This window comes from Clostridium ganghwense (genome assembly GCF_026735165.1).
Lineage (GTDB): Bacteria > Bacillota > Clostridia > Clostridiales > Clostridiaceae > Clostridium_H > Clostridium_H ganghwense.
Genome location: NZ_JAPQES010000001.1, coordinates 142,235 through 166,425 on the forward strand (window position 1 = coordinate 142,235; position 24,191 = coordinate 166,425).

Here is a 24,191-nt window from a genome sequence, read left to right on the forward strand (position 1 = left end):
AAATGATATAGGCTGTATCTTTCCATTTACTTTTTTATTTCTTCTAAACTTATTTTAGTCAATTCACTAAAGGTAGAATTTATTTTTTTAACAGTATCAGCCAACACTTTTACATTCTTATTTTCTGAAATATTTGCAACTTCTATAGCAGTATCAGAACTGCTTACTACCCCTTTTAAATAATCACAGTATTTATCATGAAATAAATTTAGCTTTTCAGAATGCTTTAACGCTTGTACTTCTTTTTCGTATTTATGAAGAAGTTTATTTTCTCTCTTTATTGTATTTAAAGTATCTGTATTTATCTCCTTAATAGCTTGCGTTAAATTATCTACAGAAGCTTTTATCTTTATAGAATAATCCTTAATATTCTCTCCATATTTCACATCTATACTATAACTAGTTAATTCTTCCTGTGGTGAAACTCCTTTTACAAAAATATTATAAGCAGATACTGCCACAAGTATTGCAACTAGAAAAGCTACTAATTTAAAAGCCTTTTTTATAATAGAAACAACTATCATAACAGCTAAAATTGCTAAAACTGCATAAAGCAAAAATGTTGAGTTTATTCCCTCCATATTCTCATCTCCTTCTGCAATAATTCTAATAATTTATTAATTTAAAATTATAAATAAACTTATAAATAAACTTATAAATTAAATAGAGTTGTATAAAAAATATTATAGGTATTCCATACACAAACTTAAAATGCTTTGTCTTATGTCTAAAAAATTTCATTCCTACCATAATTCCAAGGCTTCCGAAAAGATACGCTATTGTAAATAATTTAGCTTCTGGAACTCTCCACTTACCTTTCTTCGCCTTTCTCTTATCACTATACATAATACATAATCCATATAAATTAATTATTATAAGATAAATTATAAAAATCTTCATTAAATATCCTCCAAATATTAATTTTCTCTATTATCTATTATAGAATAACCTTTTACCTTCCTTAAATCAACCTTCCTTTAGTATATAAAACACATAAAAGAGCTCTAGCAATCTGCTAAAGCTCCTTCTTTTAAAATATTATATATACCTCTAATCTACTGAGGACTCATTATTAAAATTTAAATGTAAGTTAAAGTACTCCCTATTATCATAGGTTACTGATACCTCCATTCCACCTTCGTCTTCTCCAGAATTTAAATAGCTTTCTACTTTACTTTTTAAGGCTTTTTCATTCGTCAAAGCAAATTCTATTCTTTCACTATCAAATAGTTCATTTAACATTTTTCTTGTAATATGTATGAATTCTGATGTATTATTTTTGGCTTTATCTGCAATCATATTCCATTGTATAGCATCATTAACTCTTTTTTCTTCAAAATCTACCTCAAGCGAACCAAATTCTCCGTTATATTTATTAAATAATTTTATCATTATACCCACTCCTTACAATAATTATTTTCCTATTAATTATTGTTTCTATATTTAATAATAAAATACTAAAAAAAAGCCATTCTTAATGAATGACTTTGATTATATTTCATGATATATCAAGTTATAACAATAGTTTATTATATCACTTCTCTTAATTATTCCTATAAATACCTCATTATCATCTATAACTGGTATAAAATTTTGATTTATGGAAAGTGATATTAAATCTTCTATATGAGCATTAATATGAACTGGCTTATTCTGCATGTGTCTAGGTATATCTTCCAGCAGAATTTTTTCTGTATTTTTGAAATTCAAGTCAGGAGTATTTTTTAACTTCCAAAGCAAATCTCCCTCTGTTACTGTACCCACATATCTTCCCTTTTCATCTATAAGTGGAATAGCTGTATATCTATGATGTTCCATTCTCTCTAATGCTTGTCTCATAGTAGATTTTGGTGTTTCACATATAACCTCTTTTTTCGGTGTAAGAAAAAATGCTATATTCATATATTACCTCTCTTAATAAAATTTTATTTACTTAAACATTTAATTTTACTTTTTCATATTTTACAATTTTCTAATCTGAACTATTATTTTCTTTTGAAAATTCTTTTTTAGTAAATAAGTATTTTTTAATAGCAAATAATGCAGCCATAGCAATTATTCCTATTAAAACTTCTATCATCCCTTTGCTTTTAGGTATTAATAATATCTTTCTAGCTATAGCATATAAAAGAACATCTATTACACTTTCTGGTGTATGTATGGTAAGCATTATAACAAGTTCTACTCCTATAACTAATAAAAGAGCATGTCCAAGTAATGCTTCAACTTCATAATAAGCAACAGGATTTGCTATATCGCTTATGTAAGAAACCCATATAGCCCTGGATAAGTCAAAAGTCCCCAATAAAACCTTCAATAATATTATTATAGCTAAACCTATTTCAAAAATATGACTTAATTTAAAAACAATTTTTTTTACTGAATTTTTATTCATCTGTTTACCCTCCAGAAAATTCAAATAATACAGCATCGTTAACTCTTTTATTTACTTAAACATTTAATTTTATCTTTATATTATAATTATAAATCTCAGTTTAATACTAGTCAAAGGCATAAGTGAATATTTAATGCTTTGTTCAATATATGTTAATACAAATTTAAAAAACGCTCTATTAAAATATTAAGTAATGTTGTACAATGTTTACTATGTATCAACTTATTTCTATATTTAGGTGGTGTTTTGTGTGTTAACTACTTCAATTATTACAAAAATAATATTTTTATGTGGAGCAGGATTTTTGGCTGCTTTTGTAGATTCTATAGCAGGTGGTGGAGGACTTATTAGCTTACCTGCTTTTCTAGCTGCGGGAATATCACCCCACTTAGCTTTGGGAACAAATAAATTTTCTGCTTCCTGTGCTTCTTTTACAAGTTCCCTTAAATTTGCAAAATCTAAAAAAGTCAACTGGCAATTCCTTAAATATTTACTTCCTTTTACCCTATTAGGTGCAGTTATAGGCGTAAATACAGTACTAAAAATTGATGAAAAAATATTACAAAGTTTAGTATTAATTTTAATTTTATTTGTAGGCATATACAGCATATTCTCAAAATCTATTGGAGTTGAAAACAAATTTAAAGGTACAACTAAATTAAATATATTCTTGGGGATTATCTTAGCTTTTTCTCTTGGCTTTTATGATGGTTTTTTTGGACCTGGAACTGGTTCTTTTCTAATATTTGGTCTTATAAAAATATTCGGTTTTGATTTTGTACAAGCCGCTGGTAATGGAAAACTTTTAAATTTCACTAGTAATATTACTGCTCTCATCATTTTTGCACTGCATGGAGAAATATACTATACTGTAGCTATTCCAATGGCCTTATTTATGATTTTAGGAGCAAAACTAGGTACATCTCTTGCCATAAATAAAGGTTCTAAACTAATTAAGCCTATATTTGTTACGATGTCCCTTGCTGTTGCATGCAAAATAATTATACAAAATTTCTTATAATCTCAGCTATATAAATCAAGGTGGAGTAAAATATTACTCCACCTTAATCACAATTTTATCGTCAGCAATATCAATAATTGCTGCACCTCCATTTGATAGTTTACCAAATAATACCTCATCAACAAAGTAAGGCTTAATTTCCTGCTGGACTACACGAAGTATTTCTCTTGCTCCATAAGCTTTTGAAAAACCTTTTTGTGCAAGCCATTTATAACATTTCTCTGTAACATTAAGACTAATATTCTTTGATGACAGTTTATCTTCAAATTGATTTATGGCCTTCTTAGCTATGTTAAAAGCCATTTCTTCATTTATTCCATCAAAAACAACAATATCATCAAGTCTATTTCTAAACTCAGGTGAAAATACCTTTTCAACTTCTTTTGTTATAGCTTCTTCCTCTACAAATCTTGAACCAAAACCAAGCATAGTCTTTCCTACATCTTTAGCTCCTGCATTAGAAGTCATAATTAAAATAACATTTCTAAAATCAGCTTTTTTTCCATTATTATCAGTTAAGGTTGCATAATCCATTAATTGCAATAATACATTTAAAACATCTGAATGTACCTTTTCAATTTCATCAAGAAGAAGTACACAATAAGGACTTTTTCTTATTGTATCTGTTAAAAGTCCTCCCTCTTCATATCCTACATATCCTGGAGGTGCTCCTATAAGTCTTGCCACACTATGTTTCTCTTGATATTCACTCATATCGAATCTAATTAAAGGAATACCTAAGTACTCTGCCAATTGCTTTGAAAGTTCTGTCTTTCCAACTCCAGTAGGACCAACAAATAACAAACTTGCTACAGGCTTTTCTTCATCATTAAATCCAGCTCTAGATCTTTTTATAGCTTTAACTACAGAATCTATCGCCTCATTTTGACCAAATATTTTGCTCTTTAAAGCCTTATCAAGATTTTTTAACTTTTCTATATCATCTGATGAAACACTTTGTTGTGGAATTTTCGCCATTGAAGAAACAATTCTCTCAATATCACTTTCTCTGATTATGATTTTTTCATCACTATCTTCTTTTTCAAGTCTAAGATAAGCTCCTACTTCATCTATTACATCAATAGCTTTGTCTGGTAAATATCTATCATTTATGTATTTACTCGATAATTCTACTGCAGCATCTAATGCCTCTTCTGTATATACTACATTATGAAATTCCTCATAAGTATTCTTTAATCCAAATAAAATTTTATAGGCATCCTCTTTCGATGGCTCTGACACTTCTATTTTTTGAAATCTTCGTGATAAAGCTCTATCCTTTTCAAAAAACTTTTTATATTCTTCATAGGTAGTAGACCCAATAAACTTTAATTTACCATCTGTTAAAAGAGGCTTTAATATGTTAGATGCATCCATTGCTCCTCCTGAAATAGCACCTGCTCCTACTATAGTATGTATCTCATCAATATATACAATGGCTTTTCCTTCTTTTCTAATTTTATTTAGTACTTTTTTAATTCTCTCCTCAAAATCTCCTCTATACTTAGTTCCTGCTAAAAGTGCTCCCATATCTAGATAATATATTTTAGTACCTTTTAGTGAATTTGGAATTTTATTTGCAACAATTAATTGTGCTAAACCTTCTGTAATTGCGGTCTTACCTACTCCTGGATCTCCAACATGAATAGGATTATTCTTTAATCTTCTAGATAAAACTTGAATAGTTCTATCTAATATTTCTTCCCTTCCAATAAGCGGATCAAGTTCTCCTCTTACTGCCTTTTCTGTCAATTCAATAGTGTAATTATTTAATAGTCCCTTTTTATTTTTGTTTCCTTCATCTAAGAATTCTTCAAATTCATATATATCTTCTTCTCTTTCTTCTTCAAAATCCATAGAAATTTCCGAATCCAAATCTTCCTCTACTGATATACCATGTGTTATGTAATTAAGTATATCTAAACGTGATATTCCCTGCTTTTTCAAGAAATAACTACCAAAATATTCTTCTTCATCATATATAACAACTACAATATCTCCAAATCTTATATTTTCTTTTCCAGCTGCTATAACATGTTCTGCAGCAGAAGATATAATGGTTTGAAATCCTGCTGTCTGAACAGGTTCTCTATTATCCACTTTAGGAATATTTTCATTTAAATAATTACATAAATCCATTTTAAGTTCTTCAACATTTCCCCCACAGCTTTTTATAAACTCTTTCCCTTCATCAAAAAATAGCCCAGCATATAAAATATGCTCTGGAGTAAAGTATTCATGTTCAGCCATCTTAGCTTCACTGTATGCCGCAGTAAATATTTCCTCTAAAAAACTATCTAACTTCATATTTATTCCTCTTCCATACTTAATTTTAATGGGAAACCACTTTTTTCAGCCATATCCATAACCTGAGCTATCTTAGTTGTAGCTATATCATATGAATATACTCCTGCAATTCCTATTCCCCTCTTATGTACATCATACATAATCTTAGATGCCTCCGCAGGCTTTTTGTTAAAAACCATAACTAAAACCTCAATTACAAATTCCATAGTTGTATAATCATCATTGTGCAAAATGACCTTATACATTTTTGGTTTTTTTACTTTTATCTTTGAATCCTCTTTAAAAATTATTTCTTCTTTCATTCATAACAACTCCAAAATTAATATATTTTATTATATATTATAAAATAATACTTTACCTAATAAAAATTCTCTAAAAAATACATTTTTCCTTCCTTTAATATTTGCTCTAACTTTTCTCTATTAATTAAAGTAGTATCTGTTGTTTTAGCTAATTCTTTAGCTTGTTTTGTAAAATGTGAATTTGTAATCACCATTGCCTTATCACAATTATAGTGAAGTTTTGCACCTACCACTTCCTGAATGGCCTTATTCCCTACATTTCCTGAATAGTTTTTAGCTTGAATTACTGTCTTTCCTTTTATATCTTTAATTATTAAATCAGCTCCATAATCTCCTGAATAAGAAGTAGGTTCTACCTCATAACCAAATTCCTTAAATAATTCAGTTAAATAATCTTCAAACTTGTATCCGTCTAAAGAATCAACATATTCTAAAGTTTTATTATCACTAACTTCTGATTCATTTAATTGTTTTTCAAACTTTTCCATTTTCTGCTGGAATTTAATTTTTTTCTTTGTGCTACCAATTAGTTTTGTTACATAATTCTTATCTTTATTTAAAATAATACACATATATTTCAAATTGTGTTTTGCATAAACTTTATTTCCAAAATACAATATGTATTTTCTTATTATATTACCTTTGGTATCACTGCTGACAAATTTTATTTTTGACTTAATGTCCTTTAAATAAATATCATCTTTAATACCACTGATTATCTTTTTAAGGTCTTCCCTCTTAATTTGTTTGTCCGTTTTGTACATAATGAACTCCTGAAGTTCTTTTAATCTATTATCATATTCTTCTTGAGAAATTTCTTCATTCTCATACTTAAGACCTATAGACAAAATAAATTTTTCTATTAAACTATCTATACCTACTTTTTTATACTTTTCTAAAAGCTTAAGAGCCTTTTCTTTTTCTTGAATCCTTTTTATAGACTTCTCAACTTCACTTTTATTTTTCTTTAAAATTTTCGCCATATATCTTAGGTTAAACTCTACAAAAATACTCTTTCCTAAAGCATTTATATAATTTTTTAAAATTTTTTCTTCGTCATAACCCCTTTGAATATTTATTTTTACCTTTAAATTTTTTATATAAACTTCATGTCTTATTCTATAAATTAGACTATTTAGCTCATCAATATTTATATCTATCTTTTTATCTTCTTTTATCTTTTCTACAAGTTCATTTAAACCTTCTGAATACTTCAAATAACTCATTTTCTTTTTATCATATTTCATTCTATACTTAATCACAAACTTTTCTAATTCATCAGTTATTCCTAAGTCATTTAACCTTTCATAAGCTTTTTTTGCATCCTCATTTTGCCTTAACAAATCACATCTATCCATTCTATTAAATATATACCCTATTTCATTGGTACTTGTTTGAATGGAAAGCTTTCTTGATATTTCTAATATTTTCATCTTATCACTTGTAGTAAGTCTGTCACAAGCTTCGTACTTTTTTCTCTCCACATAGCTTATAATTACATCATATAATTTAGGTTTTTCAATCTTTTTTAATTCCCTTACTATTTTATTTTCTAAAGTTGTACTCTTATTTGTAAATTTTCTTGATTTATTACTTTTACCTTTCAAAACTTTATGATTCTTTTTCTGATTTACTAAATTATTCTTGTTTTCTATCTTACTGTCCTTTTGTACTATTATTTTATTACCATTCTTATTTTTTCTATTTTTAAATAACTTTACTACACTAAAGATTATAAAGAAAATTAACAATGCAGTTAAAATCACTATAAAAGCTATATTTCCATGTGCGTCAATAAAACTATTCATTTTTTCCTCCTCAATTGCTGTAACTAATGGTATATATCAGAAAACTCTATTTTCATTTTTTCTGCTTCATTGCCTATCATATAATCACTAATGTTTTCTTTTTCTTCAACCAATTTAATTGGTAATTCAACAATAAATTCTGTTCCTTTACCATATTCACTTTCTACATAAATCTTACCATCATGCATTTCTGCTAAACTCTTTACAAGAGATAATCCTATTCCACTACCTTCGTTATTTCTGTTTAAAGATTTATCTACTTGCCTAAATCTTTCAAATATAATTTTAAGTTTTTGTTTTTCTATACCAACTCCATCATCTTTCACCGAAATAACAACTTTATCTTCTTTATCTCTTATAACTACAAATATGTTTCCCTTAGGCTTTGTAAACTTAATTGCATTAGATAAAAGATTTAACATAATTCTTTCTATTTTATCAATGTCACAAGCAATTACCTTCTCTTCAATATTTGTATCAAACTTTACATGTATATTTTTATTTTTAGCATATTCTACAGTAGATAAGGTTACATCCTCAATTAAGCTTACTATATTACAATTTGTCAACTCTAAATCAAAATAACCTGAATGAATCTTTGTAAGATCAATTAAATTGTTAACTAATCTCAACAATCTATATCCATTTTGTTTTAATATCTTTAAATATTTATCTATAGTATCCTTCTGTTCTGTAATAGCTCCCTTTTCTAACTTCATTTCCAATAATTGTATTACACTAAAAATTAAGTTCAATGGAGTTTTAAATTCATGGGATAGATTAGCAAAAAACTCTGTTCTCAATTTATCATATTCTTTAGCTTCCTCTAGCAACTTTCTCTCTTCTTCTATTTTTTTCTTTAATTCTTCTGCTTGTTTACGTTCCGTAATATCTTTACATAGTGCTAATACAGCTATACTATTTTCATAAGAAATAGGGTTTGTCACAATCTCTATTTCTACTTTTGTTCCATCCTTTCTAGTTAGAGTATCCTCTACTAAAGGCTTAACTTTTTTTCCTTCTCTAGCACCTTCTACTCTTTGATCTCCAACCTTTTCCATATTAAGTATTACAAACTCAGTTATATCTTTTCCTAAAAGCTCCTTTGAATTTTTCACTCCAATAAGCTCAGCCCCAAGCTTATTGGCAAAAACAAATTTAAGCTTATGATGAACCAAAACAGAAATAGGTAATGACTCTATAATTCTTAAATAAAATTCAGCTAGGTTATCCGTCTCATTTTCTTTTTTAATAACTATTTTTTTTATATTCTCAATGACTATAACACTAAATAAACTAACGAAAAATAATATTATATAGGTTAAATTAGTAAATACGTCTTTTGTTTTATCAAATAAAGTTCCTGAAAACAAATAAACTGCTACAAAAATAAAGCTTATAAAAATAAGTGAATATAACAAATATACAAGCTTTTTTAAGAATAGATTAGAACTATATAAACACTTATCATTGGTATGTTCCAAAATATATCCCCCTTAAACTTTTTTATATCATACTTTCATATTTCGACAATATTATGTACTATATAAAATAATACCGTGAACTCTCTCCCATGTAAAGAAGAGGGGAGGTATTCTAACCATAATTTCAGATAAAAAAGGCGATTTTCGTAAATATTGTGGTTATATAAAACAGCCTTAAAAATTGAATTTAAAGACTGTTTTATTTGTAATTCTTCATCCAGTTTTTGGAAAATATTTAGAATTCTACTCCAGTTACTTGTTCGAAAACATCTCATCAACTGAATATACAGGATGCACTATACAATCCCGCTATTTTTTCTTTGATGAAATAAACAACTTAAATATCCCATAAATAACCCCGACTATAACCAAAACTATATAAGAATAATATTTTATTAATTCCTTATTACTTGATTTTGAGTTTAATATCTTAATTTCATTATTAGCAAATTGAAATACCGTCTTATTCTTCAAATCAATTAAAGCATCACTATCCTTAATATAAGAATCTCTATCATCATATAGAACAAAATCTTCGTTAAAATACCTATCTAAAAATCCATCTTTTTCAAATACTGCATACCCAATAGGTTTTTCTTGTATATCAGTTTCAAACAAAACAACTAATCCATATTTTGTTTTAATATCATCTATAAGCATTACTTCAAACTCTGAAATACCAACATCACTTTTTATTTTTTTAGTGATATACTTTTCAATATTGTGTTCACTAATATTATATATAACAAAATATTGAAGTAGCATTGCTACTGAACAAATAACTATTATTACTATTGCTCCAATTTGATTATTGCGATTCTTTTTTTTCATATAATACACCTGCCTTTATTTTGACGACCCTAATACTAATATGGTTCCATTACTATACAGGTCTAAGTTATTCCACTTTAGTTGCATTATCAGACTTGAACATGGTTGTCAGTAATGTTTTCTTACGGGTGTTCTTATCCATATCTCGGCTAATTTCAAGGAATCTAATCCAACTTAGGTAATTGTCCATATACTTAGTTGCAACACCCTTAAATTTACGGTTAATCCAGTCTTCAAGCCTACTGTAATATGAATTAACGTGTTGAATGTGGTAGACCTTATCAATAACGAAATGAACTGACTGAACGGTTTACCACTGTATATAATTCCTCATACAACTCTTGTTGCTCAATAGGATGAAGTTTTAAAAAGTCACTAAATATTGTCGTTTTGCTCATAGGAACCTCCATTTCGAATGTATGTTCATATATTGTAGCCTAGATTTTAGTTAGACCTAATATATACGAAAACCGCATAAAAAATTAAAAGCTCTTTAGTAAAATAATACTAAGGAGCTTTTAATTTTTTTCTTTTAAAATTTCCTATTTAAAGTTTGCTACTATTCATGGTAAAACAAACAATTCTCTCTTCTGCATTCCTTATTCAAATCACTGTATTCACACTTGATATTTCTATCTACCTTTAATTTTACTCCTATATTTTCATCTAAAAACTCTACTGCCTTAAGAACTGCAAGATAAGAATTTCTTTTACAACATCTTGGGCCACCATTTTCTGCAATAATCTTTAAAGAATTTGAAGTCATCATGTTGCTAAAGCTCCATTGCTCACCAGATAATGGAGTTGCACCTGTAATTAAACTCATAAAAATACCAGTTCCAACTCCAGCACCACAAGTGCCACAGAATCCACAAGAACCTCCTGGTACATTTGAGCTTCTTTTTTGTGCTTCAATTATTTTCGCTTCTTTATTAACCCTATCACCTTTTTTATTATAATAAGCCGCTAAAAGAACTGCTGGCACTAAAAAATGATGCTCTGGACCATGCATTTTAATGCTAGGATGCTTTAAAAGCTTCATCATAATTTCAATAGGATTTTCAGATTCAGTATCTAAGCAATATCTTTTTATTATTTCCGATGCTGACATAGAATGACATTTATCACATACATAATGTCCCTCTTCACATTTCACATTTGATTCGAAAGTTTCCTTACAATAAACACATCTCATTTCCTCTGCTGTGTCCGTATAAATAAGTTCTTTTCCACAAATCAAACAATTATTCTTATGTTCCATAGTATTCACCCTAACTTTCTTTATTTTCATCTTTTAAAGTTATAATAGAATTATTATATCACTTCTTATTTTTAAAGTTAATTTGTATTTACTATATTTTAGAATATTTTTTAGTTATTAGTATATATCCTTTATTTTATTAAAAGAATAGAATTACAGGTTTTAACCATACTATTATTGTTAATGTAAATTATACTTAAACCCTAAAAGGAGATGTATTATTATGATGATGACTGTAACCTCCAACGAAAAATACCAAAAGTGTATTGATATTTGTTTAGAATGTGCTCAAGTATGCGAATTTTGTGCAACCTCCTGTTTAAATGAACCTGACCCTAAAATGATGGCTGGCTGTATAAAATTAGATAGAGATTGTGCCGATATTTGTGTTCTTGCCGCTCAATTTATGGCCAGAGATAGTGAATTTTCAATGGAAATTTGCTCATTATGTGCTCAAGTTTGTAAAGCTTGCGGTGACGAATGTGCTAAATTCCCCCCAGAACACTGTAAAAACTGCGCAGACATTTGTAACCGCTGTGCTGTGGAATGCGAAAATATGGCTAAATAGTATTCGTTTTAAACATCTAACAATCCAACGTATAATTATTGTTTTGCTGCTTAATATATAGAAAGGCTAAAAATCTTAAAATACATAAGATTTTTAGCCTTTCTATTTCTATTTTACCATATTATATTTCATTATAATGTTATAATATATTTTGAAAACTTATTATAGGAGGTGAAAAAATGCAAGTAGATATATATGTAAAAAAATCTAAAGATCCTATCATATTCAAAGGTGACAGAATAGACATTAAAGACTTTGAAATGGACGGAGTTAAATATAAGCAAATAAGATATTTTAGAAAGTTAGTTAGTAAAAGTACTTATATAAAAGAATCCGATATAGTTAATATAAGAAAGCGCTCATAAGAGTGCTTTCTTATATGCCTACTTCTCTATTTCTTGATTTTAAGCAGCACATATATACTGCTACAGTATCATACCTAGCATCATGAAAAGATACATCATCACATTTAAACAATTTCTTTGTTTTTTCTAAAACCTCATTAGGACTTATATTGTAAAAGTTCATTACCTCTTCTACTCTAGGATTTTTGTAGCTTTTTCCTCGTTTAGCCGGAAGCTTTAATATATCCTTAAAATATTCCATTGTACAAAAATAATTTTTCACACCTACTTCTTCATTTAATCTATTGAATTCAGCTTCAACAAATTTTCTGTCAAATTTAACATTATGAGCAATAAAGTTAGCTCCTTTAAAATCTTTATGTATGTCATAATACACATCTTGAAATTTCATACCATTAGACAATTCTCTTAACCTTTCCATACTAAAACCATGAACCTGCTGTGCCTGTATACCCATAGTTTCTACTGTAAAAAAATAATTTTTAACTGCAACTAATTTTTTATTTTCTTCAATTATATATGTGAGCTGAGCTATTTGCCCTGGAGCAAGTCCTGTTGTTTCTGTATCTAAAAAAATGCTTCTCATAATAAACTCCTTTATCAACTATTTTCTGTATAAATAATAACACATATAAAAATAAAAAATAAAGTTCTTCTGCTAAATAACCTATTATTTCATTTTATATCCACTTAATGAAAGCAATAATTGGGATGGTAAATAAAAAAACCATACCAAAAGTCCAGATATATATTGTATTTTTCCTATATGATAAAGCCCTACATTTATATCACATAATAAAAATAAAACCATTCCGTTCATGATAAAATAGCTATTTCTTTTACTGTAAACTCCTCTTTTTATAGTTCCAAAAGCCATATAAACACTGGTAATCAGTAAAATAGAATATATACTTGCAACAATATATAATGCCTTATCTTCATAAAAAGGTATATTTAACATTATTACTAACCCTAATATAACTATACTTTCTAGTAAAAATACTATAAAATTACTTTTATTTAAAATAATTTTACGACTATGTCTTATTATATAAATTATTTGAACAATACAAAAAGCAGTAATTCCTAAAATAAAGTTCTTCAAAATAACTAAATTAAGATCTGCCATAGTAGTAAAAAATAATGCCACTTGAAGTAATATAGTATCTTTCTTATCAATGCCTCTATCTCCTATAAGAAGCACTAAAACAAAACATAAAAGTATGCTTACATATTTTAATAATCTAGGATCTCCTCCCTGTAAATCTATTATAAGGAAATTTATATAAATAAAAATTATTACTAATATAATTGTATTTTTAAAGTTTATATATTTTTTTAACATATATCTTTATCTCCCTAAATTCTATAGCTTCTCTATCTTTATATTCTATCATATGAAAATTATTTATACTGATTTTTAACTACTTATCTAATATCTACAAATAGTCGAATAACATATAGACTTTTATAAATTAAAATAATATAATGTAAATATTTATATTATAGAAAGGGGCTATTCTAATAATGGAAAAACTCAATATGAAATATGGAAGAGAGGTTATAAGTGTTCCTATACCTGAAAAAAACTTACTTGGGGTTATTAACGCCAATCCTTTTGATTTGGGGAAATCAGAAGAAGAAATAATTTTGGATGCGTTAAATAACCCAATAGCATCAGCTAAACTTTGTAAATTAGTACATTCCGGTGAAACTATATGCATTGTAATTTCTGATGTCACAAGACTTTGGCAGCGAATGAATGTATACATTAAATACATTGTAGAAGAGTTAAAAAAAGCAGAAATAAAAGATGAAGATATAACATTTTTATGTGCTGCGGGGTCACATAGAGCACAAACAGAAGAAGAGATAAAAAAACTTCTTGGAGATGAGCTTGCAGGTAAATATAAGTTTGTAAATCATGATTGTTTAGATAAAAATTCTTTGACTTATATGGGAACAACTACATATAATAATCCAATTTATCTAAACAAAACAGCAGTTGAAATCGATCATGTTATTTTAACAGGAGGCATAGTTTATCACTTCCTAGTAGGCTGGGGCGGCGGTAGAAAATCTGTTCTTCCTGGAATATCAGCATATGAAACTATAATGAATAATCATGAGCTTTCTTTAAGCAAAGATTTAGGAAAAGGAACATTACCTTCAATTAAATCAGGCAATATAAAAGATAATCCTGTGCATAATGATATGCTTCAGGCGGTAAATTTTCTTAAACCTACTTTTATGTTCAATTCTATAATAGGTAGTAACGGGAAAATATGCGCTGCTGTTGCAGGTAACTATATAAAAGCTCATGAAGAGGGCTGCAGAATTGTAGATAAAAAAGATGGTGTTTATATAAATGAACTTGCTGATATGGTTATTGCTTCAGCAGCAGGCTATCCTAAAGATATAAATTTTTATCAGTCTATAAAAACTGTAATGAATGCTGTAGAAGCCTTAAAACCAGGTGGTACTATGATACTTATGAGTGAGTGTAGCGAAGGTCTTGGCGGAGACCAAGATGTCAAAGATATGCTTTTAAATTATACTAATACTTTAGATAGAGAAAAAGCTTTAAGAGAAAAATATACTATAGCAAAATTTGTGGGCTATTATACATGTAATATTGCAGATAAATATAATTTTATTTTAGTTTCAAATTTAGATAAAGAATTGCTTAAAAATACAAATATAAAAGTAGTAAAAACAATTGAAGAAGCTCTTGATATTGTGTATAAAGAAAAAGGAGAAAATCTTACAACCTATGCCATGCCCTATGCTGCAAATACTTTTCCTATATTAAAAAATAAAAATTAATATATTTTTTATGCTATAAATAAATTTGCACAATATACACAAAATTTTAAAAATTATATTGACAATATATTAAAATACCATTATAATCATCAGTAATTCATAAATTAAACTATAAAAACTCAAAGCAATGACGGAGAGAAAAATATTCAATATTAACCACAGAGAGCTAATGTTTGGTGTGAATTAGCGTTAATAGAATATATACTAGTAGCTCCCGAGCTGCCAATTTGAAAGATTTTTCAAGTAGATGCGGACGGCTGCCACCGATATATGGCTATGGTTCGATAGTAATTCTTAATTTAATTTTTAAGTTTTATATCCGACCTGAATAGAGACAGTTATTACGATTGTAAATTAGGGTGGTACCACGAAAGTTAATCTTTCGTCCCTAAGAATATAGACTATATTCTTAGGAACGAAAGATTTTTTTTATTATAAAAAGGAGGCTAAAAAATGAACAAAAAAAGTAAAGATATTTTAGTATTGGGAGTAGCATTATTTGCTATGTTTTTTGGGGCTGGTAATTTAATTTTCCCACCATCTTTAGGACTTTTTGCAGGTAAGAATTGGGTTATATGCGGTATAGGATTTTTCTTGACTGCTATAGGAATGCCGCTTTTAGGTATAGTTGCTGCTTCTAAGGCAGGTGGAACAATAGCTGATGTAGGTAATAAAGTGCATCCTATTTTCAGTAAAATTTTTGCAATTGTAATTATATTAGCTATAGGACCTTTACTTGCGATACCTAGAACTGGAGCTACAACCTTTGAAATGGGTATAAAACCTATCTTTCCTGGTGTTAGTCCTGCAATTGGATCCATAATATTTTTTGGACTTACACTTTATTTTGTTATTAAACCAACTGAAATGATGGATAAAGTAGCTAAAATACTTACTCCACTTCTTCTAATTATGGTATTTGCTATAATAATTAAAGGAATTATATCTCCACTTGGAACACCAACTACTGAAATGACTATAAATCCAATTTCCAAAGGATTTACTGAAGGATATCAAACCATGGATGCATTGGCCTCATTGCTTTTCGGTGGAGTAGTATTAAATTCAATTATAAGCAAAGGCTATACTTCCGAAAAAGACCATATTAGTATGACAATAAAAGCTGGTATAATTGCTTCTATAGGTCTTGCACTTGTATATGGTGGTCTTATATATCTTGGTGCTTCAACTAATTCTATTTTTCCTATTGATAAACCTAAATCAGATTTATTAATAGCAATAACAAATACTTTATTCGGTAACTTCGGTAAAATAGCACTTGGAATAGTTGTTTCCCTTGCATGTCTTACTACTTCAATAGGACTTACAGCAACAGTTGGAAATTATTTTAGTGATTTAAGTAATAATAAGATAAGTTATAAAGCTGTTGTTATTATAACTGTTATATTTAGTGGTGTTTTCGCAAGTGTAGGCGTTGAGAAGATAGTTGCACTAGCTGTACCTTTACTTGTTGCAGTATATCCTATAGCAATTGTACTAATTTTAATGAATATATTTAATGACTATATACCAAAAACTGCTTATGTTGGAGCTGTTTTTGGAACATTAATTATAAGCTTATATGACGGTGCTTCAGCCGCTGGTGTTAATACTGCAGCACTTGGAGGTATAATAAGTAAATTACCTTTAGCTAGTCATGGTTTTGCTTGGATTGTACCTTCAATTATAGGTGCTTTAATTTCAATAGTATTGTTAAGTAAAAAAATAAATAAAATATAAAACAAAAGCATATATTGCTAAAAAGACTTTTACGCAATATATGCTTTTTCTACGTACTAAAATATAGCATTTGTAAATTTATATGCAAAAATAAACAACATCTCATTTTGAGATGTTGTTTTGGAGCGGGTAAGGGGAATCGAACCCCTGTGTTCAGCTTGGAAGGCTGACGTTCTACCATTGAACCATACCCGCATATTTTTTTGTAAGTGGTGGGTCTAAATGGACTCGAACCATCGACCTCACGCTTATCAGGCGTGCGCTCTAACCAGCTGAGCTATAGACCCATATTTACTTATTGCAAATGGTTAAATACATATTTATGGTGGAGATAAGGAGATTCGAACTCCTGACCCCCTGCGTGCAAGGCAGGTGCTCTCCCAGCTGAGCTATACCCCCGTATCACATTCGCAACTTTAAGTTTTATTTTCTTGCGACCTTTTCTCTCGACCACGAAAATTATTTTATCACAAATATTAATAAAGGGACCTTATATATTCTTCTTTACCATAAATTATATGTATTTTTTTAAATTTTTCTCATTTTTTCTTCAAAATTCATATAAAGATACGCGTGGATGCGTTTATGAATTTTAAAAAATTCAACCAACTATTGAAAAATCTACACCTGCTCGCTGTAGTATTTTTTTCTCTCTTTTTTTGTAGTTATCTGCCCTTTCTATTACCTCTGAAGCTGCTAAAAATACTGAAATTTCTTCTATATCATATATTAGATACAATAAAGACGTATTATTCTTTACAAAAGAATTATATTCTTCTTCACTTATATAAGGTATAACCTCTTCAAGTAATTCCTCTATTTCCTTAATAGTTAAATATGATATTATTCCCTCTTCAAACTCTTCTACTTTAAAAGTTATATTATCAAAAGTAGATTTTTCACTATCTACTCCAACTACTAAAATAGGCTGTATATCTTCTGAATTTAAATCTATATTCATTGTTTTACCTCCTTGCGTTATTATTTTTATATTATATCATACCCCTTTCAAATAATAACTATAATTCACTTTTACTCATCCCTTTACACATAAAATCCAAAATTTAGTATTTTTCTATTTACAAGAACATTTCACTATGATAACCTAAAATTAACATTTTATTAAAAAATTAAGGAGGTAATATGATGTTTAAAAATTTCAAGCAAAAAAAATGGACATCCTTTGTTTTAACTCTATTAATGATTTTTGCATTGATAACTCCTGTAAACGTATTCGCTAACGAAAAACTTAGTGATACAATGGAGCTACAAGTACTAGCAACAAGCGATACTCATGGAAGATTTATGCCCTACGATTATGCAACTAATGCTGAAGATAACTCAGGAAGCTTAGCTCAAATAGCAACTGCTGTTAAACAGCTGAGAAAAGCTAATCCAAATACAATATTAGTTGATGCTGGAGATATTATCGAAAGTAATTCTCAAGATTTATTCCTAAAGGGCATAAATCCAATGATAGTTGCTATGAATGAAATGGATTATGACACATTAACTCTAGGTAATCATGAATTTAACAAAGGAGTTCCTACTCTTGAAAAAATTATGAGTCAATTTAAAGGAACTGTTTTATGTGGAAACGTTCACAGAAAAGATGATTCAACACTTGGACAACCTTATAAGATAATAGAAAAAAATGGAGTTAAAATTGCAATTATAGGAATGACTAATCCTAATATTACTAAGTGGGATGGTCCTAGATTAACTGAATACAAAATAACTAGTCCAATAGATGAAACTAAAAAAATAATAGACCAAATAAAAGATAGAGTAGACATTATGATAGCGGTTAACCATACTAGCGATGGTAAAGAATATATAGATTCTGACTCAGCTGCTAATTTAGCAAAAGCCTGTCCAGAACTTACAGCTATTATAGGTGCTCATGAACATAAAGCAGTTGGTGGAAAATTATATAATGATGTTCTATTTTTAGAAAATAAAAATAATGCAAATACCCTAGCTAAAATAGATATAAAATTAACTAAAAAAGATGGTAAATATGTAGTAGAAAATAAAGGAAAAGATGTAACTTCAAAAGTTTTATACATGAGAGATTCAAAAACAAAAAAAGTTAATTATCAAGCAGATAGCACACTTGCAGCCAAATTAAAACCATACCATGAAACAGCTATAAAAGATGCACAAACTGTAATTGGTGAACTTAAAGGTGGAGATTTAGTAGGCCCTGAAAAGATAAAAGGAATCCCTACAGCTCAAGTTGAAGATACTGCAATGATTGATTTAATCAATAAAGTACAAATGCACTATACAGGTGCAGATGTTGCTGCAGCCGCTTGCTTCAGAAATGATGCTAACATGAAAGAAGGCACAATAAAAAAATGTGATGCAGCTTTAATTTATAAATATTCTAATACTCTAGACTTAGTAGAAGTTACAGGAAAACAATTAAAACAGTACATGGAGTGGTCAGCTCGCTTCTACAACACTTACAAATCTGGAGATTTAACTGTATCATTTAATCCTGAAATAAGAGGATATAATTATGATATGTTCTCAGGTGTTAAATATGAAATTAATATTAGTAAGGAACCTGGAAATAGAATAGTAAATTTAAGAAAAATGGATGACACTCTAATAAAAGATACAGATATTCTAAAATTAGCTATAAACAATTATAGATACGATTCTCAACTTTCAAAAGTTGAAGGTGGAATATTCACAGATGGAAATTTACCAAAACTTTTAGAAAAAGATGTTCATAATGGTACTCCAATAAGAGAATTAATAAAAGACTATATAGCAAATGTTCAAAAAGGGGTTATAACTGCTGAAGTTGATAACAACTGGGAAATAACAGGTACTCCATGGGATTCATATAAGAGAACTATTGCTATAGAATTAATAAATCAAGGTAAACTAACTCTTCCAAAATCTGTTGACGGAAGAACTTCAAATGTCAAAGCAATAACAGATAAAGATATAACTGGTTATGACTTAATAACTATAGCTCATACAAATGATACTCACTCAAGAGTTAAAGAAGGAAAGTATGACGGTATGGGTCTTGCAAAAGTATCAACAGAAATAAAAAAATTAAGAGAAAATAATAAAAATGTATTAGTATTAGATGCTGGAGATACCTTCCACGGACAAACTATAGCAACACTTAATAAAGGAGAAAGCATAGTAAAAGTACTAAATACTATAGGTTATGATGCTATGACTTCTGGTAATCATGATTTTAACTATGGACAAGATAGACTTGTAGAACTTTCTAAAATGACTAAATTCCCAGTAGTATCTGCAAACGTAGTTAAAAAGAATGGAGAAACATTACTTAAACCTTACACTATAAAAGAAATAAATGGAGTTAAATTCGGTATATTTGGACTTGCAACTCCAGATACAGCAACTATGACTCATCCTAAAAATGTTGAAGGATTAACTTTTGAAGATCCTATAAAAACTGCTGAAAAAATGGTTGCAGAATTAAACAATAAATGTGACGTTATAGTAGCTTTAACACATCTTGGCGTTCAAGGTGACAATTCAAGCTACAAACTTGCCGAAAAAGTTAAAGGAATTGATTTAATAGTAGATGGACATAGCCATACAACATTACCTACTGGAAAACTTATTAATGGAACTTTAATAGTTCAAACAGGAGAATATGACAAAAATCTTGGAGAAGTAAACATTTTATTTAAAAATGGTAAAATAGACTCCATGAGTGCATCTTTACTTACTAAACAAGAAGCAGCTAATCTTACAGAAGATAAAGCAGTACTTGATGTTATAGCTGAAATTGAAAAAGAAAATGCAAAGATAACATCTGTAGTTATAGGTCAAACTGATGTTAAATTAGATGGAGAAAGAGAAAATGTAAGAACAAAAGAAACTAATCTTTCTGACCTTATAACAAACGCTATGCTAGATGCAACTGGTGCTGATCTTGTAATAACAAACGGAGGCGGAATCAGAGCTTCAATAGATAAAGGTGAAATCACAAAAGGAGATGTAATTACAGTATTACCATTTGGAAACTATCTTGTTGTTAAGGAAGTTAAAGGTTCAGATATTCTTGCAGCATTAGAACATGGTGTTTCTGACTATCCTAAAACAAAAGGAGCCTTCCCTCAAGTAGCTGGAATAACATTTAAATTTAATCCTAAAAATGAAATTGGAAAGAAAGTATTTGATGTTAAAATCAACGGAAAAGCTTTAGACTTAAATAAAACTTACAAATTAGCTACAAATGACTTCTTGGCAGTTGGTGGAGATGGCTATACTATGCTTAAAGATGGTAAAGTCCTTGTTGAAATGCCTGGTTTAGACGAAATTGTTATGAATTACATTAAAAAATATGGAGTAAAAACACTTAAGGTTGAACAAAGAATACAAGTTGCAGAAAACAATATTGTTACTTCTGCTCCATCAAAAACACCAAGTAAAAAACCTAGCAAAACACTAGTTAAAACTCCTAATAATATATATGTTGTAAAATCAGGAGATACTTTAGCAAAAATTGGTCACAAATTCAATATTGACTATAAAGCAATTGTAAAAGCAAACAACATTAAAAATTCTAATTTAATCTATCCAGGACAAAAATTTATTATACCTGGAAAAACTGTTCAATCAAAAGAGCAGGTATATACAGTAATAAAAGGTGACACATTAAGAAAAATTTCAGATAAATTTGGTCTAAAATATATAGACATTGCTAAAAAAAATAAAATTAAAAATGTTAACTTAATTTATGTAGGACAAAAATTAGTTATACCATCAAATTAACAAAAATAAGCTGAGGTTGTATTACATTTACAACTCTCAGCTTTATATTTTTATAATGCATGATCATTTAAAAATGATGTTTCAAATTCTTTATCTGATACTGGTTTGCTAAAATAGTAACCTTGAATTTCATCACACCCATATTCTTTAAGAATATTGAATTGTTCTTTGCTTTCAACTCCTTCTGCTACTACCTTCAAATTTATACCATGAGATAAATCAATCAAAGCTGATACAATAAACTTTTCCTTAGAATCTGTAGTTAGATTATCTATAAAAGTTTTATCTAATTTTATTGTATCTATAGGTAAATTTTTAAGATAATTCAGTGATGAATAACCTGTCCCAAAATCATCTAGTGAAACCTTTATACCAATTTCTCTGAGTTTATTTAATGTCTTAATTGAGGTATTAAAATTTTTCATTACCACACTTTCGGTTATTTCCACCTCAAATAGCTCTGGTAATAATCCTGTAGCATCTAGTAGGTTTTTAATTTTTACAAACAATTTTTCATCTTGTAATTCAAAAGCAGAAAGATTCACAGCTACTCTAAAATTATTTTTTTTACTACTATACCATTTCTTATTTTGAATACACGCGGTTCTAATAACTTTTTCACTTATATCTCCAATTAGTCCTCTTTCTTCTGCAAAATTAATAAATTTATTAGGGGGAATAATCTTGCCATCTCGTTTTATCCATCTTACTAAAGCTTCCACCCCAGAAATATTACCAGTGCTTATATCTATTTTAGGTTGATAATATACTTTAAACTCATCATTTTTTAGGGCATATTTTAAATCTTTATGAAGTTTTGTTTCATAATAAATTATGGAATTCATACCTGCTGTATAAATTTTATATCTATTTTTCCCTTCTCTTTTTGCACAATGCATAGCATCATCCGCATGATTAAAAAGGGTTTGAAAATTATCTCCTTTAGATTTTAATACAGCAATTCCTATACTAGCTGTTATATAATTAATTTCTTCATTTTTTATTCTAAAAGTATTCTTAAATATATTTAATAAATTTTCTGCAATATATTTCAATTCCTTTTCTTCTTTTAAGGATCTTATTAAAAATAAAAACTCATCTCCACCTAAATGGCATATATAATCCTTATCTCTTAAAATTTTTCTTAATTTTTTTGATATTTTTCTTAAGAATTCATCGCCAGCTGAATGTCCAAAGGTGTCATTAATAGCCTTAAAATTATCTATATCAAGAAAAATTAAAGCTGCTTTACCATTTTCCTTTTTTATTTTTTCAATTAATTTAGGATATTCCTCCATAATATAAGTTCTATTTTTTAATCCTGTTACTGGATTATGATAAGCTAGTCTGTTAGTTATTCTCTCTGTTTTCTTTCTATTTGATATATCTGTAAAAGAACCTGCAACATAAATAATTTTACCATCTTTTCTTAAAGCTTTTCCTCTGCAGAGTATATATTTTTCTTTTCCATATTTGTCTCTAAATTTCATTTCATGATTATAAGCATCTATATCTCTATTGATAATTTCTTGTATCTTCTTTATAAAAAAATTATTATTCCCATTACATTTATATTCTTCTATATCATCAATATAAAATACATTGCCTTTTTCTTCAATATCAAATATATCTTTACCCCTATTTGATATAAATATTTTTCCTGATTCAATATTTACATCAAATATACCATCATTAGCACCATCTACAGCAAGCTTATATCTTCTTTCGTTTACTCTTAAAAGTTCTTCTTTTTCACAAAGGTCATTATATTGAATTCTAAGTTCTTCTTCTATGGCCGCTAACTCTTCATATACAGCAGAAAGCTCTAAATAGTTTTCATTTAATTTTTCATTAGCTTCTAATTGTTTTAATCTATTATATCCTATTTCAGTAATCCAATTTGCAAACTCAGCTAAATACTCTACTATTGGTTTAATTTCTTCTTTACCAAAAACTTCAACTTCTTTAATAGCATTTATATATTCCTCTTCATCAAATCCTACTTTTCTTGCTACTCTCATAAAATATTCAATATCTGGCTGTTCCTCTAAAAAAAACTGTCCTGTAAAAACTGTAGCTAAATGACAATCATTAATAATTATGGGGGCTCCTATATCACACATACCATTTCTACATTTTGAAATTATATATTTTTTTTCTTTATTTCTACCATTTAAAATTGATTTATCACTTTCAATACAATTTACTCTTGTAAGAGGATTTACTCTGTGAAATTCAGTACATACTCTTTTCCAGCCTGAAGCAGTTAAAATAGTTCCGTCTGGTTCTATTATCGCCGATCTAATACCCGTCGCCTTACATAAATTGTCCAACAGCAGCTGGAGCTTTTTTATATCCACAAGTTCTGAAAATTTATATTTCATTTCTGCCCTCCTTTTATCGAGAACCATTTTTGTCTATTCCTATATTATTTATTTCTTAAAAATATTAACATTTTGAAAATTTATATTAATTTAATTAAAATTATGCCACTAAAAAGTACATTT

Annotated in this window: 21 protein-coding genes, 3 tRNA genes, 1 pseudogene and 1 other annotated feature; of the genes and pseudogenes, 6 read left to right on the plus strand and 19 right to left on the minus strand. The window is 28.3% G+C overall.

The window, feature by feature from the left end; genetic code table 11:
• Nucleotides 1-26: 26 nt before the first annotated feature.
• The 5 genes from OXH55_RS00685 to OXH55_RS00705 form a co-directional block, all read right to left on the minus strand.
• On the minus strand, nucleotides 27-581 hold the full coding sequence (locus tag OXH55_RS00685) for a hypothetical protein (protein ID WP_268047480.1): 555 nt from the start codon (nucleotides 579-581) through the stop codon (nucleotides 27-29).
• Between the two features lie 25 nt (nucleotides 582-606).
• On the minus strand, nucleotides 607-900 hold the full coding sequence (locus tag OXH55_RS00690; RefSeq protein WP_268047481.1) for a DUF1294 domain-containing protein: 294 nt from the start codon (nucleotides 898-900) through the stop codon (nucleotides 607-609).
• A gap of 150 nt (nucleotides 901-1,050) precedes the next feature.
• Nucleotides 1,051-1,392, minus strand: a complete 342-nt coding sequence (locus OXH55_RS00695) for a hypothetical protein (protein ID WP_268047482.1) — start codon at nucleotides 1,390-1,392, stop codon at nucleotides 1,051-1,053.
• A gap of 99 nt (nucleotides 1,393-1,491) precedes the next feature.
• Nucleotides 1,492-1,902 (minus strand): CBS domain-containing protein, encoded by a 411-nt coding sequence (locus OXH55_RS00700; protein ID WP_268047483.1) that lies wholly within the window; start codon nucleotides 1,900-1,902, stop codon nucleotides 1,492-1,494.
• A 70-nt stretch (nucleotides 1,903-1,972) separates the two neighbouring features.
• Complete coding sequence (locus tag OXH55_RS00705) at nucleotides 1,973-2,395, minus strand: hypothetical protein (protein WP_268047484.1); 423 nt, start codon at nucleotides 2,393-2,395, stop codon at nucleotides 1,973-1,975.
• Nucleotides 2,396-2,645: 250 nt separating this feature from the next.
• On the opposite strand from OXH55_RS00705, the gene OXH55_RS00710 reads away from it, so the two are divergent.
• Nucleotides 2,646-3,416: a TSUP family transporter gene (locus OXH55_RS00710; protein WP_268047485.1), complete on the plus strand. Its 771-nt coding sequence runs from the start codon at nucleotides 2,646-2,648 to the stop codon at nucleotides 3,414-3,416.
• Nucleotides 3,417-3,449: 33 nt separating this feature from the next.
• Here OXH55_RS00710 and clpA read toward each other — a convergent pair whose 3' ends face one another.
• The 7 genes and pseudogenes from clpA to OXH55_RS00745 all read right to left on the minus strand — a co-directional run bounded on the left by clpA (nucleotide 3,450) and on the right by OXH55_RS00745 (nucleotide 11,439).
• A complete protein-coding gene (clpA, locus tag OXH55_RS00715; protein ID WP_268047486.1) occupies nucleotides 3,450-5,723 on the minus strand; it encodes an ATP-dependent Clp protease ATP-binding subunit ClpA in 2,274 nt (757 codons plus the stop codon).
• A gap of 2 nt (nucleotides 5,724-5,725) precedes the next feature.
• Nucleotides 5,726-6,025 carry an ATP-dependent Clp protease adaptor ClpS gene (locus tag OXH55_RS00720; protein WP_268047487.1) on the minus strand — a complete coding sequence of 100 codons (300 nt, stop codon included), beginning with the start codon at nucleotides 6,023-6,025 and terminating at the stop codon, nucleotides 5,726-5,728.
• A 56-nt stretch (nucleotides 6,026-6,081) separates the two neighbouring features.
• Nucleotides 6,082-7,833, minus strand: coding sequence for a restriction endonuclease (locus OXH55_RS00725; RefSeq protein WP_268047488.1), 1,752 nt, complete (start codon nucleotides 7,831-7,833; stop codon nucleotides 6,082-6,084).
• 23 nt (nucleotides 7,834-7,856) lie between these two features.
• Nucleotides 7,857-9,317 carry a PAS domain-containing sensor histidine kinase gene (locus OXH55_RS00730; protein WP_268047489.1) on the minus strand — a complete coding sequence of 487 codons (1,461 nt, stop codon included), beginning with the start codon at nucleotides 9,315-9,317 and terminating at the stop codon, nucleotides 7,857-7,859.
• A 309-nt stretch (nucleotides 9,318-9,626) separates the two neighbouring features.
• The gene (locus OXH55_RS00735; RefSeq protein WP_268047490.1) at nucleotides 9,627-10,148 is read right to left on the minus strand and encodes a hypothetical protein; all 522 of its coding nucleotides are present in this window, start codon (nucleotides 10,146-10,148) and stop codon (nucleotides 9,627-9,629) included.
• A 147-nt stretch (nucleotides 10,149-10,295) separates the two neighbouring features.
• Nucleotides 10,296-10,425, minus strand: a pseudogene (locus OXH55_RS00740) (IS1595 family transposase); the annotation flags it as partial.
• 282 nt (nucleotides 10,426-10,707) lie between these two features.
• Nucleotides 10,708-11,439: a DUF5714 domain-containing protein gene (locus OXH55_RS00745; protein ID WP_268047491.1), complete on the minus strand. Its 732-nt coding sequence runs from the start codon at nucleotides 11,437-11,439 to the stop codon at nucleotides 10,708-10,710.
• 196 nt (nucleotides 11,440-11,635) lie between these two features.
• On the opposite strand from OXH55_RS00745, the gene OXH55_RS00750 reads away from it, so the two are divergent.
• Both OXH55_RS00750 and OXH55_RS00755 read left to right on the plus strand, forming a co-directional pair.
• Nucleotides 11,636-11,977, plus strand: coding sequence for a four-helix bundle copper-binding protein (locus OXH55_RS00750; protein ID WP_268047492.1), 342 nt, complete (start codon nucleotides 11,636-11,638; stop codon nucleotides 11,975-11,977).
• A gap of 179 nt (nucleotides 11,978-12,156) precedes the next feature.
• Complete coding sequence (locus OXH55_RS00755) at nucleotides 12,157-12,342, plus strand: hypothetical protein (protein ID WP_268047493.1); 186 nt, start codon at nucleotides 12,157-12,159, stop codon at nucleotides 12,340-12,342.
• Between the two features lie 10 nt (nucleotides 12,343-12,352).
• On the opposite strand, the gene OXH55_RS00760 is transcribed toward OXH55_RS00755, so the two are convergent.
• Both OXH55_RS00760 and OXH55_RS00765 read right to left on the minus strand, forming a co-directional pair.
• A complete protein-coding gene (locus OXH55_RS00760) occupies nucleotides 12,353-12,928 on the minus strand; it encodes a 3'-5' exonuclease (protein ID WP_268047494.1) in 576 nt (191 codons plus the stop codon).
• Nucleotides 12,929-13,012: 84 nt separating this feature from the next.
• On the minus strand, nucleotides 13,013-13,687 hold the full coding sequence (locus OXH55_RS00765; RefSeq protein WP_268047495.1) for a lysoplasmalogenase family protein: 675 nt from the start codon (nucleotides 13,685-13,687) through the stop codon (nucleotides 13,013-13,015).
• 182 nt (nucleotides 13,688-13,869) lie between these two features.
• On the opposite strand from OXH55_RS00765, the gene OXH55_RS00770 reads away from it, so the two are divergent.
• Nucleotides 13,870-15,168 carry a lactate racemase domain-containing protein gene (locus OXH55_RS00770; protein WP_268047496.1) on the plus strand — a complete coding sequence of 433 codons (1,299 nt, stop codon included), beginning with the start codon at nucleotides 13,870-13,872 and terminating at the stop codon, nucleotides 15,166-15,168.
• Between the two features lie 118 nt (nucleotides 15,169-15,286).
• Nucleotides 15,287-15,561: a binding site (T-box leader), on the plus strand.
• Between the two features lie 60 nt (nucleotides 15,562-15,621).
• On the plus strand, nucleotides 15,622-16,908 hold the full coding sequence (gene brnQ, locus OXH55_RS00775) for a branched-chain amino acid transport system II carrier protein (protein WP_268047497.1): 1,287 nt from the start codon (nucleotides 15,622-15,624) through the stop codon (nucleotides 16,906-16,908).
• Between the two features lie 121 nt (nucleotides 16,909-17,029).
• On the opposite strand, the gene OXH55_RS00780 is transcribed toward brnQ, so the two are convergent.
• The 4 genes from OXH55_RS00780 to OXH55_RS00795 form a co-directional block, all read right to left on the minus strand.
• A tRNA-Gly gene (locus OXH55_RS00780) sits at nucleotides 17,030-17,103 on the minus strand.
• Between the two features lie 15 nt (nucleotides 17,104-17,118).
• Nucleotides 17,119-17,195, minus strand: a tRNA-Ile gene (locus OXH55_RS00785).
• 36 nt (nucleotides 17,196-17,231) lie between these two features.
• Nucleotides 17,232-17,307, minus strand: a tRNA-Ala gene (locus tag OXH55_RS00790).
• A 202-nt stretch (nucleotides 17,308-17,509) separates the two neighbouring features.
• Nucleotides 17,510-17,869, minus strand: coding sequence for a hypothetical protein (locus OXH55_RS00795; RefSeq protein ID WP_268047498.1), 360 nt, complete (start codon nucleotides 17,867-17,869; stop codon nucleotides 17,510-17,512).
• 185 nt (nucleotides 17,870-18,054) lie between these two features.
• Here OXH55_RS00795 and OXH55_RS00800 point away from each other — a divergent pair, with 185 nt between their 5' ends.
• Nucleotides 18,055-21,684: a 5'-nucleotidase C-terminal domain-containing protein gene (locus tag OXH55_RS00800; protein ID WP_268047499.1), complete on the plus strand. Its 3,630-nt coding sequence runs from the start codon at nucleotides 18,055-18,057 to the stop codon at nucleotides 21,682-21,684.
• Between the two features lie 50 nt (nucleotides 21,685-21,734).
• Here the strand turns inward: OXH55_RS00800 and OXH55_RS00805 are convergent, their stop codons facing one another.
• The gene (locus OXH55_RS00805; RefSeq protein ID WP_268047500.1) at nucleotides 21,735-24,068 is read right to left on the minus strand and encodes an EAL domain-containing protein; all 2,334 of its coding nucleotides are present in this window, start codon (nucleotides 24,066-24,068) and stop codon (nucleotides 21,735-21,737) included.
• Nucleotides 24,069-24,191 lie beyond the last annotated feature (123 nt).

What these genes read in the sequence shown, in the direction of transcription:
- OXH55_RS00685 (WP_268047480.1), bottom strand. Translation starts at nt 581, where the DNA reads ATGGAGGGAATAAACTCAACATTTTTGCTTTATGCAGTTTTAGCAATT.
- OXH55_RS00690 (WP_268047481.1), bottom strand. Translation starts at nt 900, where the DNA reads ATGAAGATTTTTATAATTTATCTTATAATAATTAATTTATATGGATTA.
- OXH55_RS00695 (WP_268047482.1), bottom strand. Translation starts at nt 1,392, where the DNA reads ATGATAAAATTATTTAATAAATATAACGGAGAATTTGGTTCGCTTGAG.
- OXH55_RS00700 (WP_268047483.1), bottom strand. Translation starts at nt 1,902, where the DNA reads ATGAATATAGCATTTTTTCTTACACCGAAAAAAGAGGTTATATGTGAA.
- OXH55_RS00705 (WP_268047484.1), bottom strand. Translation starts at nt 2,395, where the DNA reads ATGAATAAAAATTCAGTAAAAAAAATTGTTTTTAAATTAAGTCATATT.
- clpA (WP_268047486.1), bottom strand. Translation starts at nt 5,723, where the DNA reads ATGAAGTTAGATAGTTTTTTAGAGGAAATATTTACTGCGGCATACAGT.
- OXH55_RS00720 (WP_268047487.1), bottom strand. Translation starts at nt 6,025, where the DNA reads ATGAAAGAAGAAATAATTTTTAAAGAGGATTCAAAGATAAAAGTAAAA.
- OXH55_RS00725 (WP_268047488.1), bottom strand. Translation starts at nt 7,833, where the DNA reads ATGAATAGTTTTATTGACGCACATGGAAATATAGCTTTTATAGTGATT.
- OXH55_RS00735 (WP_268047490.1), bottom strand. Translation starts at nt 10,148, where the DNA reads ATGAAAAAAAAGAATCGCAATAATCAAATTGGAGCAATAGTAATAATA.
- OXH55_RS00745 (WP_268047491.1), bottom strand. Translation starts at nt 11,439, where the DNA reads ATGAAAATAAAGAAAGTTAGGGTGAATACTATGGAACATAAGAATAAT.
- OXH55_RS00750 (WP_268047492.1), top strand. Translation starts at nt 11,636, where the DNA reads ATGATGACTGTAACCTCCAACGAAAAATACCAAAAGTGTATTGATATT.
- OXH55_RS00755 (WP_268047493.1), top strand. Translation starts at nt 12,157, where the DNA reads ATGCAAGTAGATATATATGTAAAAAAATCTAAAGATCCTATCATATTC.
- OXH55_RS00760 (WP_268047494.1), bottom strand. Translation starts at nt 12,928, where the DNA reads ATGAGAAGCATTTTTTTAGATACAGAAACAACAGGACTTGCTCCAGGG.
- OXH55_RS00765 (WP_268047495.1), bottom strand. Translation starts at nt 13,687, where the DNA reads ATGTTAAAAAAATATATAAACTTTAAAAATACAATTATATTAGTAATA.
- OXH55_RS00770 (WP_268047496.1), top strand. Translation starts at nt 13,870, where the DNA reads ATGGAAAAACTCAATATGAAATATGGAAGAGAGGTTATAAGTGTTCCT.
- brnQ (WP_268047497.1), top strand. Translation starts at nt 15,622, where the DNA reads ATGAACAAAAAAAGTAAAGATATTTTAGTATTGGGAGTAGCATTATTT.
- OXH55_RS00795 (WP_268047498.1), bottom strand. Translation starts at nt 17,869, where the DNA reads ATGAATATAGATTTAAATTCAGAAGATATACAGCCTATTTTAGTAGTT.
- OXH55_RS00800 (WP_268047499.1), top strand. Translation starts at nt 18,055, where the DNA reads ATGTTTAAAAATTTCAAGCAAAAAAAATGGACATCCTTTGTTTTAACT.
- OXH55_RS00805 (WP_268047500.1), bottom strand. Translation starts at nt 24,068, where the DNA reads ATGAAATATAAATTTTCAGAACTTGTGGATATAAAAAAGCTCCAGCTG.